The following is a 12,875-nucleotide window of genomic DNA, read 5'->3' as shown; positions in this document are numbered from 1 at the left end:
CTGTCCTTACGATCGGGGCATGAGCGAATCGTCGTCCTCGCCCGCCGTCTACATCCTGCATGAGAACCCCGAGTGGATCCCGCCGCTGGCCGCGGCGCTCGAGGCAGCCGGCGTGCCGTACCGCGAGTGGCCCCTGACGTCCGGATCGTTCGACCTGTCGGCCGAGCCGCCGCACGGCGTGTTCTGGTCGCGCCTGAGCGCCTCGTCGCACACGCGCGGGCACGAGCACGCGAAGGACCTCTCTCGCGCGCTGCTGCGCTGGCTCGAATCGTGGGGTCGCCCGGTCGTCAACGGCAGCGGCGTGGTCGAGCTCGAGGTGAACAAGGCGGCGCAGTACGCGGCGCTGCGCGCGGCGGGCTTCGAGGTGCCGCACACGATCGTGGTCTTCGGCACCGACGACCTCAAGACGCGGGCGCGCGAGCTGCCGACGCCCTTCATCACGAAGCACAACCAGGGCGGAAAGGGTTTGGGCGTGCGTCGCTTCGACTCGGTCGAGGAGTTCGACGCGTACGTCGACGGGCCCGAGTTCGAGCATCCGGTCGACGGCATCACCCTCCTGCAGGAGTACGTCGTCACCGCGGCCCCCTTCATCACGCGCGCCGAGTTCGTGGGCGGCCGCTTCGTCTACGCGGTGCGCGTGGACACGTCGCAGGGCTCGTTCGAGCTGTGCCCGGCCGAGGCGTGCGCCGTGCCCGTGCAGGGCGGGTTCGCGGGGGCGGTGTGCGATGTTCCGGATGTCGCCGCCGCCGGGGCCGTGAGCATTCAGGGCTTCGCCGGCGCGGCGTGCGAGGTGCCCGAGGGCGGTGCGCCGAGCCTGTTCAGCGAGCGCGACGACATCGACGCCTCGACGCCGCTCATCGCGAAGCTCGAGGGCTTCCTCGCCGAGCAGGGCATCGACGTGGCCGGGGTGGAGTTCTTCGAGACGCCCGACGGGCGACTCGTGCCGTACGACATCAACACGAACACGAACTACAGCCCCGACGTCGAGGCGGTGTCGTCGCGGTCGGCCGCCGCGGCGGTCGCGCGCTTCCTCGGCGCGCAGCTCGCGGCGCGCTACGCGACAGTCTCGGCATGAGGTTCGGCTACTGGACCCCGGTGTTCGGCGGGTGGCTGCGCAACGTCGACATCGAACAGGAGCAGACGCCGCTGACGTTCGCGCATCTGGCCGAGATCGCGCGCACGGCCGAGGCCGTGGGCTTCGACGTGACGCTCATCCCCGAGCTGAACCTCAACGACATCCGCGGCTTCGAGGGCCCGACGTTCGACGCGTGGGCCACAACGACGGCCCTGGCCGCGGTGACCCAGCGCATCGAGCTGATGGTGGCGCTGCGGCCGAGCTACCACCCGCCGGCGCTGGCCGCGAAGCAGGCCGCGACGATCCAGGCGATCTCGGGCGGGCGCTTCACCCTCAACGTCGTGTCGGCGTGGTGGGCCGAAGAGGCCCGCCAGTACGGCGTCGAGTTCCGCGCCCACGACGACCGCTATGCACTGACCGCCGAGTACGTCGAGGTGCTGCGGGGCCTGTGGACCGAGACGCCCTACAGCCACGCGGGGGCCTCGTTCACGCTCGAGGGCACCTACCTCGAGCCCAAGCCCGAGACGCTGCCGCTCATCTACGCCGGAGGTGAGAGCGAGGCGGGCCGCGCGGCCATCAGCGGCTTCGCCGACGCATACCTCACCCATGGCGGAACGGTCGACGAGCTCGCCGCGAAGATCGACGACATGCGGCGCCGGCGCCAGGAGCGCGGCGGCGAGCCCTTCCGCCACTTCGGCATGGCCGCCTACGCGATCGTGCGCGACACCGAGGAGGAGGCGCAGGCCGAGCTGGAGCGCATCACCGACGTGCGCGGAGGCGCCGCCTACGCGTCGTACCAGGAGTTCGTGAGCAAGTCCCAGCTCGACACCCAGGTCGACCTCAAGGACTACTCGGTGTCCAACCGAGGCCTGCGACCGGGGTTCGTCGGCACGCCGAAGCAGGTGGCCGAGAAGATCCTCGCGTTCGAGGCCGTCGGCGTCGACACGCTGCTGCTGCAGTTCTCGCCCGCGCTGGCCGAACTCGAGCGCTTCGCCGAACAGGTCATCCCGCTCGTGCGGGCCGGGTCGGACCGGATCGCGGAGCGCTTCGCGTCGATCGGGTAGGGTCGCGCGCCGCTGATTCGTCGGCGGCATGAGCCGTCATCGCGCTCCCGGGTCGCCAGGGCCGGGTTCACCCGGCTTCTGCGGTCGGCTTCGCCCGGCCTTCCGCAGCCTCGCTCAGCTGTCCTTGCGCGCGGCCTCGAATGAGATCGAGAACCGACCGAGCGGTGTCGTCCTCCTCTTTCGCGATGCCGTACAGGAGCCCGGACGTGGCTGCGGTAACGGCCGACCGGCCGGCTGTTCCGCCGCCGGCGGCGGCTTCGCACCCGCGCCCGTGCGCGGACGTCGGTGTTCAATACTGTTCGAGATATTGATCGGATGAATCGCGCCTGGCTATCCTCCATGCGGCGGCGACGGGCAGGATAACGCCGGTAAAGATCCGATCTATGGGTTGTTGAACTCATTCAATGAAGAACGAGAGGGCATCGTGATCGTGAGACCCAGTACCCCTGATTCCCCCGCGCGGCAGCGGACGCGAACGTCGGTGGGCGTCGCGCTCGCCGTCGCGATGATCGCGAGCCTCGTCAGCGCGGGCAGCGCGCCCGCGGCGGCCGCAGCCGATCCAATCGTGCTGACGGTCTCGCCGACAGGCGCCGGAACCGACTGCACCGCACCGGCGCCGTGCTCACCGAGCACCGCGATCGACCAGCTTCCCGCCACCGCCGCCCGCGGCCAGGCGGTCGTCGAGTTCCTGAGCGGTCGGTATCCACTCCGCGAGACGCTCGTGCTGGGTGCGGACAGCAGCGGCACCGGCGATGCGCCGACGATCCTGCGCGCAGCCGAAGGCGCAGCTCCCATCCTCAGTGGCGGAGTGGAAGTCGGCCAGTGGGAGCCCGTCGACGGCGCCGCGAATCTGTGGCGCGGTCGGGCCGCGGACGGCGGCCCGATCCGGCAGCTGTTCGCCGACGATGTGCGGCTGACGCCCGCGAAGTCCGACCGCTGCAACCCGGGCGATTGCGTCGTCACCCGCGAAGGGCTCACCGGCCCGGGAGCTGCACGGCTCCTGGCGCTCCCGGATGTCGCCGACGTCGAGGCCGTCATCGCGATTCGCTGGCGCAACTACCATTGCGCCGTCGCCCGCACCACCGCGGACGCCCTCATCATGAAACAGCCCTGCTGGGCCAACTCCAGCAGCGGAACCGGGCGCGTCGGTCCGGCCTGGGACACCAAGGCGATCAACAGCCCCGACTATCTGGGGGTGCGAGAGTTCGTCGGATCGGCATCCTTCATCTCGGAGCCTGGCGAGTTCGCATACGACTCCGCCGCAAAGACCGTCACCTACCAGGCCGCCGACGGCGAGGACCCCAACGCCCGGACGTTCTACACGCCGCGACTGGAGACCCTGCTGCGGATCGCGGGAACCGCGAGCGATCCGGTACACGACGTGCGCGTCGAACGACTCGGCTTCCAGCACAGCGCCTGGCTGCAGCCCGGCACCGCCGAGGGGTATGCGGGAATGCAGGCGGGTCTGACCCTCACCGGTGAGACCGGCCCGCGAGACGCGGCCGGCCGCTATTACACCAAGCCCGCGTCAGCCATCCTCGTGCGCAGCGGACGATCGGTGCTTCTCGACGCGGTGCGGGTGCTGCACACCGGAGGCGCAGGCGTCGTGCTCGAAGCAGGCACGCAGTCCAGCGGCGTCACGCACTCGCATTTCGAAGACCTGTCCTCGGGCGCGATCTACACCGGCGACATGGAGCCGAACCCGCCGGCCGAGTTGGAATCGCGGTCGAACACGTACGAGCACAACGTCGTCCGCAGCCCCGGCCGGGAGTACACGGACGCCGTGGGGATCTGGGGCGGGTACGAAGCCGAGACCTCCATCAGCCACAACACCCTCGAGCAGCTGCCGTACTCGGGCATCTCGCTGGGCTGGGGATGGAATCAGACGGTCGCACGAAGCCCCTACATGAAGGACAACCGCATCGACGCCAACCGCATCATCGACGCGGTCATGCCCTGGTCCGAGCAGCACGACGCCGGCGCGATCTACACCCAGGGACCGCAGCCGGGATCGACGATCAACGAGAACTACATCCACAAGCACTACGACGCGAACGCCATCTACCTCGACGAGCAGAGCTCCCACTTCACGGTCAACCGCAACGTGATCACCGGCAGCCCAGGCTCCACCTGGTTGTCGAACTGGGCGGCATACGGAATCAACAACAGCGCCTCAGGCAACTGGTCCACGGGCAAGCCGCGCAAGATGAACGGCAATGGCAGCACGCAGACCGATCAGCACGAGTCGCTGACCTACCTGCCGGCAGCCGCGACGGCCGTCGCCGCCGCAGCCGGCGCCAACCCACCCGGTGAGGTGTTCGCTCCCGCGCCCCTTCAGATCACCGTGGCCAGGACCCAACCGCTGGTGGCCGGCGTGCCCGCGCGCATCGACGTCGCGGTGACCAATGCGGACGGTGAGAACACACTCGACTCGCTTCAGGTGTCGGTCGAATGGCCCGACGGCTGGAGCGTCGTCGCCGCGTCGCCCGGCACCTTCACCGGCGTCGCCCCCGGAGCCACGAGCACCGCCGCCTTCGACGTCACCCCCGTCGGCGGATTCTCGGCGGGAGTTCCGGTGACCGTGACAGCGACGGCCGATGACGCTGAGAGCGACGACACCGTCACCACGACCGTGCCGCTCATCGTCGTGGCCGGGGCCAATCTCGCGCTGGGCAGACCGGCGACGCAGTCCAGCACCTTCGTGTTCCAATCCGGCGCGCGTCTGGAGCCCGCAGCGGCCGTCGACGGTTCGACGGCCGGCACCAGCTACCAGCACACCGCACAGGGAGACGACCGGCCCTGGTGGCAGGTCGACCTGGGATCGGTGTCGCGGATCGGCGGCCTGATCCTGTGGAACCGGACCGACTGCTGCCAGTCGCGGGCGTCCGGAATCTGGGTGTTCGTCTCGGACGATCCGATCACGCAGGACGACCCCGCGCTCGTCGGTGCGGATGAGGCAGTCCGCTCGTACTTCCTCGCCGAGACCGTCGGACGCCCGTCCGCATTGCCCATCGACGCACGGGGCCGCTATGTGCGCTTGCAGTTGGACACCGCGGCCACCATGCTGAGCCTGGCCGAAGTGCAGGTGTTCGGCCAAGCCGATCCCGTCCCGCAACCGGTGGAGGTCACAGCGAGTCCGCGATGCCTCGCAGGAAAGGCGTATCTGTACGCCTCGGCGGTGAACGTGTCGGATCGACCGCTCGACCTCACGCTGAGCTCTGCCTTCGGGACGAAGACGCTGCGCGACCTCGCCCCGGGAAAGACTGCGGCGGCCGGCTTCCCCGTGCGCTCCACCTCGATCGACGCCGGTGCGCTCACCGCGACCATCCCCGGCAGCGACCCGGTCACCGTCGCCTATCCGGCCCTCTCATGCGCGGGCTGATTCGCGAGCCTGCGAGCACACCCGCGCCCTCCGCGACCGCATTCGACTCGGCATCCCCATCCACTCCCGACAGGACCCCATCATGACGAAACCGCTGAAGATCACGACCGGACTGCTGGCCATCGCTGCACTCGCGACCTCCGGATCGGCCATCGCCGCCGCCGCCGAACCGCCCGACGATGACGGCAAGGTCGAAGTCACCGTCGAGATCGCGCAGATTGACCAGCCCGGGGTGCTCGCCATGACCGTGGCCGGAGGCAGCGTCGCACTCGCAGAGAACGGGTCGGATCCCTTGCGCCGACGCTTCACGGGCGCGCTGCCGAGCGTCACCGTGACCGACACCCGTTCGCTCGACGAGATACGCCCCGGCGCGTCATGGTACGTCCTGGGCACGGCGTCGGACTTCATCGGCGCGACCGGTCAGGCACCGATTCCGGCTGCGAATCTCGGCTGGACGCCCAAGCTCGTCGACTACAGCGGCTCTGGAGAGGCGTTCGCGGGCGAACCCGTGCGCGGCGCCCTCGACGGCGGTTCGGGGTTGACCACGAGCGAGCTGCTGGCGAGCACGCTGGACTCGGCCTCGGTCAACGCGGAAGGCTCCTGGACGGCGTCGGCCGACCTCGCGCTGTCCACGGCCCCCGATGTCGCACCGGGCGTCTACGCCTCGACGATCACGCTCTCGCTGTTCGAATGAACGCGCGCATCCGCGCCCTCGGCGCCGCCCGATGGATTCGGCAGGCGGTGGCCGCGGCGACGGCGATCGCCCTGGTGGCGATCGGCGAGCCGGTCGCGTCCGCGGCGGCGCCTGCCCCCGACGATGGCGCGGTCACCTGGTCGGTGCGTCCGGCCGGCCCGATGGGCGCGGACGGTCGATCCTGGGTCGAGTCGACGCTCGACCCGGGATCGACGTCGCACGAGTACCTGGAGGTGCGCAACCTCGGCCGGCAGGACGCGGAGTTCGTCCTCCAGGCGGCGGACGGCTACTTCACCGACACCGGACGGTTCAACATCCTGCCCCGGTCGGAGGCCTCGGTCGGCGCGGGGAGCTGGATCTCTCTTCCCGAGAGCGCGCACGTTCCGGCAGGGACGGCAGCCGTCGTCCCGTTCACCATTCACGTGCCCGAGAACGCGTCCCCGGGTGATCATCCGGCGGGAGTCGCCGCCGGAATCGCCGCCGAGGGCAGCGGATCCGGAGCGAACGTGGTCGGTGTGGACAGTCGCATCGGGTTTCGGGTCATGATCCGCGTTGCCGGTGAACTGACGCCGAGCCTCGCCGTGGAGGCCTTGGGCGACTACCACGGTTCGCTGAACCCGTTCCAGCCCGGCAGCGTCACTGTCCGCTACACGGTTCGCAACACCGGCAACACCCGCCTCGGGATCGGCCTCACCGGCCAGAGCGCCGCCGCCTCTGGCGCCGCGAGGCGCGTGAACCCCGGGACCGTGCGAGAACTGGCCCCCGGCGACGTCCGCACAGGCGCCTTCGTGCTGGACGATGTGTGGCCGACCGGCCTCGTCGGCGTGAGCGTCGCCGTCGACGCCGCGACGATTCCGGGCTCGGATGTGAGTGTGCCCACGGCGCGCACAGAGGTGCTCGTCACAGCGATCCCCTGGACGCAGCTGACGCTCGGACTGCTCGTCGCACTCCTGGTCATGCTGGTCGTCCGCCGCCTCGGCGCGGGTCGTCGTGCTCGTGGTCGGCAGCTTCGGCGCGGGCCGTCATATGCGGGCGGGGACGAACTCAGCGCCGAGGAGTGACGGTCCCCCGAGCGGTGAGGACGGGGCGGACGGTGAGGTCGAGTGGTCCGCCCCGCACCTCACCTCACCGTCCGCGACTCGACAGTGCGTCGCGGCGGCGCCAGGACGCGGCCAGAACAGCCCCGCCGGCCAGCAGCAGCAGCGCTGCCCCGATGGCGGCACCCACGGGAAGCACCGATCCGGTGAAGGGCAGCTCGCTTCGGGACGGCGGCGGCGCGATCGGATTCTCGGTGCACCTCGGGTCGCTTGCGACGCACACACCCGCGGGCTCCAGCCCCGCAGGGGTCAGGAAGTTGACGAGGTGGCGGTCTCCCGAACCGGGGTTCGAAGCCACGCGCACGGTGTAGCTGACCGTCGCTCGCTCGCCCGGTGCGAGCGGGCCCGTGATGGTGAGCTGACCGCCCGTGGGGCCATCGGCCGACAGCTGGCCGCTGGCTGTCACCGCGCCCACGAGTTCGGCGTCGTCGAGGACTCCCGCCAGGTGATCGACGAAGGCGACGTCGCCGGGGGCGGCGCCGTCGTTCTCGAATGCGAGCGTGTAGACGAGTTCGTTGCCGGCATGCACGGTCGAGCCCGATTCCGGGTCGACGCTCTTGACGGCGACGATCCGCGGCACGCCGTGCTCCGTGCATGAGACAGCGCTGTCGTCGCAGCCGGAATGCTCGCGACCGTTCTCCGCGAGCAGGTTGGCGAGACGGTCGTCCCCGCGCTCGTCGTCCGCACGGACCGTCACCTCGTAGGACACCACGGCGGTCTCGCCCGGCAGAAGCGGACCCTCTATCCGCAGCTGTTCTCCGGTGAGAACGGCCGCTATCGCCGGGTTCGAGGACTGCGGTCCGGCCGTGAGCGCGGCATCGTCGAGGACGTCTCGAAGGTCGTCGGTGTAGTCCGCCTCCGCGGCCGCCTCGCCCGAGTTCGTGAACGTCAGCGTGTAGGCGACGACCTGGCCGGGGATCACTCTGGACCCGGTCTCCGGATCGGACCGCTTCGAGGCCTCGAGGGCGGGCAGGGGCGTCACCGTGCACGTCGGATCCTCTGCGGCGCACTCGGCCGGCGCAGCGTCACCCGGCGCGAGGAGGAAGTTGACGGCGGTGTTGTTGCCGCGCTCGTCCACGTCCTTCAGGGTGACGCTGTACGTCACTTTCGCCCGCCCGCCCGCGGGGAGTGTGCCGCGGATCGAGAACGCGTCGCCGACGACGTTCGTGGTGGTCACGGTCGCCGCGTCCGACGTCGGCTGCTGCAGCAGGGTCGCGTCGTCGAGGACGTCGGTGAGGATGTCGTCACGATCGACGACCATGAGCGTTGCCCCGGTGTTCACGATGTCGATCGTGTACGTGAGCACCGATCCAGCGCGCAGCGGGGAGGCGGACGCCGTGACCGACTTGACGAAGGAGATCGCTCCGATGGGGGTCGCCGTGCAGTCCGGGAACTGCGGGTCGGCCGGTTGGCACTCGTTGCTCTGCGGTGGCGTCTGCGGATCGTCCGGATCGTCCGGCACGAGGAAGTTCGCCGCGTGATCGTCCCCGCGGCTGCCGTCCGGCTTGACGGTGGCGGCGTAGGTCACGGTCGCGATCGTGTTCGGCGCGACCGTGCCGGTGATCGTGATGCGATCGACATCGCGGACGACGGACAGCGTGTCCGAAGTCGGCTCGGACGTGATCTCGGCATCGTCGACGAGGTGTTCGAGAAGATCGACGGCACTGACGACGGCGTCGGCCAGTCCCTCGTTCTCGAAGAACAGTGTGTATGTGAGCACGGATCCCTCGACGGCCGGGACGTCGGACGAGGTGACCGTCTTCCACATGTTGAGGGCTGCGCCAGGGACGGCCGTGGTGGCGCACGGCTCCTGGCCGGCTGCGAGGTCGACCTCGTCGACGCAGGCTGAGTTCTCCAGCACCCGATCGCCCGCTCCGGTGTAGACGACCTCGTACGAGATCGACGCGCTGGCTCCCGCAGCGAGGGGGCCCGACCACGACAGCACACCATCGAGATGCGAGACCTGCCCGGCCGAGGCGGTGATCGTCGCGAGGTCGAGCGTCGCATCGTCGAGCACGCCGGCCAGATCGTCGGTCGCCGAGGCGGGCGCCGCTTCCGTGAAATCGCCTGGGCCGGGGTTGGTGACCGTCACGGTGTAGCGCAGCCGTTCGCCGACGGCCGGCAGTTCCGTGCGATCGGTGGTCTTGGTGATGCTGAGCTTCGGCAGAAGGAACTCGGTCGTCGCGCACGGCTCGGCTGCGAACAGACTTCTCGCGGTGGTTCCGTCGCAGTCGGGTGTCGTGGGCGTGGACGGGTCGGCCGGCTGCCAGGCGACGTTGCGCACCCTGCCGTCGCCTCCGGGCTGCAGCGTCACGGAGTAGGTCAGGCTCACCGACCTGCCCGACGCCAGCGGCCCGGACCACTGCAGCAGCGGCTCGGCATACTGCACCCAGCCGCCGGGACGGGTCGGGTGCGCGTCGAGGTTGTAGACCGCGTCGTCGAGCACTGCGGACAGGTCGTCGATGATGACCGCCGGCTGCGCCTCGGTGTAGTCGCCGGCGCCGATGTTGGTCGCTGTCACCGTGTAGGTGACCGTGTCTGGCGGACGCGACGCGGACGTCGCATCCGTCGTCTTCTCGATCGCCAGCCAGACCGCGCACGACTCCGCGGTGTCCGCATCATTGTCGTGCTCGGGATCCGCTTCGTTTCCGATCACGGTCGCGGTGTTCGTGAGGCACACGTCCGGCTCCACGTAGGCATCGGCGGAGATCTGCATCGTGACGGCGTCGCCGGGCGCCATCCGGCCGCCGTTGATCTTGATCACACCGTCTTCGACCACCGACATCGCGGGGCCGGTGACGACGATATTCTCAAGGTTCGGGTCCAGCGGGTCGATCACCAGCCACCCGCTCGAGATGCCGGGCCCGTCGTTGGTGACGGTGAGCTCGTACGTGACACGACCTCCCGCCTCGAACATGGCAGGCGTGGTCTTCTCGATGCGAAGATCCGCAGGAAGCCCCGGGATGGCCGTACCGTCGTTTCCACTCGAGGCCGGCCCGTCGACGAGGGTCACCAGTTCGATGACGGGCGACTCCGTCGTCGCGCCGGTGATCTTCACCTGCGCGATCGTTCCTGTCGCGTTATTCGAGAACCCGAGATTTCCGTTGCCGAACCGCCATACCGCTCCCCACGGACCGGTGAACTCGGCGGGGATCACGCCGGGGAAGAATTTGACCTCGCCCGTCCTGGGGTCGATTCGCAGGATGCTGTTGTGTTGCGGCCCTTCGAGGTAGTTGATCGCCCAGAAATAGCCGCCCTGATACTCCATGTCGGCGAAGACCCACTGGCCGCTCAGGGGGAGCACGGCGTTGATCGAGCCGGTCTGCACGTTGGCCGCGTACAGCATCGGATACAGCTCCGAAGTGCCGTGGGTCGTGTACAGCAGTCCATCCTCCGGATTGAACGCACCGATCCACTGGGTTGCTCCGAACAGGTTCCCACCCACTCGAGCGACCGTGCCGCTCTGTCCGATCCGCACGAGTGATCTGGCCGGAATATCCCCGATGTCCGACACGACCGCGCCGTAGATGTATCCGTCCGCACTGTTGAACGCGATCGCGTTGTACGTTCCCCCAGTCAGGGCCGGCCCTTCCGGGGAGAAGGCATAGCTTCCGTCGCCGGACGTCTCGGCGCGGTACAGGCCCGTCGTCCCCCCAAGGGCGGACTGGGCGACGAACACGGTCGGCACGTTCGAGTCGAAACGGTCTCCCGGCGCCGCCGTCGCCGGGAGAGGGGACGCGAGGGCCGCGCCGACCATTCCGAGAAGCGCTGCGGCGGCCAGTGCCGGGTGGGTGCGAGCCAGCCGGTGTCGGGGGCGTGGGGTGCCCTCGTCTTGCCTGCTTCGGTGCACCGTCAGCGTTCGTGTCTTCGGTCGCATCACACGCAATCCCGATCTCGTCGGCAGCTCGTAGGTCCGAGGGCGGAGGTCTTGTCGCCTCGCGCGCCTCATTGCTCTCTGTCTAACGCGACGCGGGGGTGCTCACCCACGGATGCGGGTCGCCGACGGCCGATCTGAGGGCGCGGAGCGGCGGGATGAGTGTCGTTCCACAAGCCGCATGAGTGGACGCGGCTCAGGCAGCCCCGTCCGGCCTGTGCTCTGGGGCCTTCGCGGCCGCAGGGAGCAAGCGCGTCGGCAGGTTACGCCGCGCGCTGGTCGTGGTCGGCAAAGCGCAGGGGCGCCACGGGCACGTCGAGGTTCGCGCCCCCACGGTAGCGCGTTGCGATGTGGGTCGACGGCAGACGGTCGCCGCGGCCGAACAGGGCGTCGCGCAGGGTCGTGGGCTCGCCTCCGGCCGGTTCGAGGCGTCCGCGGCGGCGAAGCTCGGGCACGACGAGCTCGGTGAAGTCCTGCGCTGTGCCGAAGGAGTGGTACTGGCGCAGGTTGATGCCGTCGACGCCGTCCTCATCGAGCCACTTCTCGATCTGGTCGGCGACGGTCGTCGGCGAGCCGGCGACGAAGAACCGCCCCTCGCGGCTGCTGCGAAGCCCGTCGAGCGCCTCGCCGACGGTCTTGTGCAGCGGCAGGAACGGCACGTCCTGGGGTTCGAGCCCCGCCTTGGCGACGGCCTCGGCGACGGTGACGTGGCGGGGGTGGGCGGTCAGGTCGAGCCGCGCGCCGCCGTGGGCGAGGATGCCGTCGACGCTCAGGTTCGACTGGAACGTGCGCCACTTGTCGGCGGCCTCCTCGTCGTCGCGGCCCACCACGACCCCGGCCTGCACGATGAATCTGATGTCGTCACGCGAGCGGCCGTGACGCTCGGCGGCGGCGGTCATGCTCGCGACGTTGCGGTGGAAGTCCGCCGTCGTGCGCCCACCGGTGAAGACGAGCTCGGCGTGCCGGCCGGCGAACTCGGTGCCGGCGGGGGAGCCGGTCGCCTGGTACAGCACGGGTGTGCGCTGCGGCGACGGCTGGGCGAGGTGGGGGCCTGCGACGCGGTAGTGCTCGCCGACATGGTCGATGTAGCGCACCTTGGCGGGATCGGTGTACACGTGCCGCTCGCGGTCGATCACGACCGCGTCGTCGTCCCACGAGCCCTCCCACAGCTTGTACACCACGTCGAGGAACTCGTCGGCGATCTCGTAGCGCCGGTCGTGCGGGATCTCGCCGTCGAGCCCGAAATTGCGCGCCGCGTTGGGCAGGTACGAGGTCACGATGTTCCAGCCGAACCGCCCCTTGGTGAGGTGGTCGAGGGTCGAGGCGCGCCGCGCGAAAGTGAACGGCGGCTCGTAGCTCGTCGAGAAGGTCGCCCCGAAGCCGAGGCGCTTGGTGACCGCCGCCATCGCCGGGATCACCAGCAGCGGGTCGTTCGACGGGATCTGCAGACCCTCGCGGATCGCGGTCTCGGGCCCGTCCCGGAAGGTGTCGTAGGCGCCGACGACATCCGCCAGGAAGACCCCGTGGAAGCCGCCCGACTCGAGGATCTGGGCGAGCTCGGTCCAGTATTCGAGCTCGTTGAAACGGTGCCGGTTGTTTCCGGGCAGCGACCACAGTCCGTGGCTGATGTGGCTCACCGTGTTCATCTCGAACAGGTTCAGGATGAGCTTCTTGGGCTCGGACAAGGTC

The 12,875-nt window shown here is 69.6% G+C and carries 7 protein-coding genes; 5 read left to right on the top strand and 2 right to left on the bottom strand.

The genetic code is table 11. The annotated features are described in order from the left end of the window. Positions 1-19 precede the first annotated feature (19 nt). From AB1K54_RS05365 to AB1K54_RS05345, 5 genes are all read left to right on the top strand, one after another. The gene (locus AB1K54_RS05365) at positions 20-1,075 is read left to right on the top strand and encodes a RimK family alpha-L-glutamate ligase (RefSeq protein ID WP_371201692.1); all 1,056 of its coding nucleotides are present in this window, start codon (positions 20-22) and stop codon (positions 1,073-1,075) included. Then, positions 1,072-2,139 (top strand): LLM class flavin-dependent oxidoreductase, encoded by a 1,068-nt coding sequence (locus tag AB1K54_RS05360; RefSeq protein ID WP_371201691.1) that lies wholly within the window; start codon positions 1,072-1,074, stop codon positions 2,137-2,139. Before AB1K54_RS05365 ends, AB1K54_RS05360 begins: the two co-directional genes overlap by 4 nt. A gap of 481 nt (positions 2,140-2,620) precedes the next feature. After that, the gene (locus AB1K54_RS05355) at positions 2,621-5,521 is read left to right on the top strand and encodes a discoidin domain-containing protein (RefSeq protein WP_371201690.1); all 2,901 of its coding nucleotides are present in this window, start codon (positions 2,621-2,623) and stop codon (positions 5,519-5,521) included. Positions 5,522-5,603: 82 nt separating this feature from the next. Further along, the gene (locus AB1K54_RS05350; protein WP_371201689.1) at positions 5,604-6,215 is read left to right on the top strand and encodes a hypothetical protein; all 612 of its coding nucleotides are present in this window, start codon (positions 5,604-5,606) and stop codon (positions 6,213-6,215) included. Continuing rightward, positions 6,212-7,276 (top strand): hypothetical protein, encoded by a 1,065-nt coding sequence (locus AB1K54_RS05345; protein ID WP_371201688.1) that lies wholly within the window; start codon positions 6,212-6,214, stop codon positions 7,274-7,276. The genes AB1K54_RS05350 and AB1K54_RS05345 overlap by 4 nt, the downstream gene beginning before the upstream one ends. A 64-nt stretch (positions 7,277-7,340) precedes the next feature. Here AB1K54_RS05345 and AB1K54_RS05340 read toward each other — a convergent pair whose 3' ends face one another. Beyond that, on the bottom strand, positions 7,341-11,000 hold the full coding sequence (locus AB1K54_RS05340; RefSeq protein ID WP_371201687.1) for a hypothetical protein: 3,660 nt from the start codon (positions 10,998-11,000) through the stop codon (positions 7,341-7,343). Positions 11,001-11,449: 449 nt separating this feature from the next. After that, the gene (locus tag AB1K54_RS05335; RefSeq protein WP_371201686.1) at positions 11,450-12,871 is read right to left on the bottom strand and encodes an NtaA/DmoA family FMN-dependent monooxygenase; all 1,422 of its coding nucleotides are present in this window, start codon (positions 12,869-12,871) and stop codon (positions 11,450-11,452) included. Positions 12,872-12,875 lie beyond the last annotated feature (4 nt).

The organism is Microbacterium sp. BWT-B31 (assembly GCF_041379855.1).
GTDB lineage: Bacteria > Actinomycetota > Actinomycetes > Actinomycetales > Microbacteriaceae > Microbacterium.
Note: the sequence above shows the minus strand (reverse complement) of the source record. Positions and strands in the feature narration are given on the sequence as shown.

Coding starts and splice junctions, on each gene's coding strand:
- AB1K54_RS05365 (WP_371201692.1), top strand. CDS start 20: ATGAGCGAATCGTCGTCCTCGCCCGCCGTCTACATCCTGCATGAGAAC.
- AB1K54_RS05360 (WP_371201691.1), top strand. CDS start 1,072: ATGAGGTTCGGCTACTGGACCCCGGTGTTCGGCGGGTGGCTGCGCAAC.
- AB1K54_RS05350 (WP_371201689.1), top strand. CDS start 5,604: ATGACGAAACCGCTGAAGATCACGACCGGACTGCTGGCCATCGCTGCA.
- AB1K54_RS05345 (WP_371201688.1), top strand. CDS start 6,212: ATGAACGCGCGCATCCGCGCCCTCGGCGCCGCCCGATGGATTCGGCAG.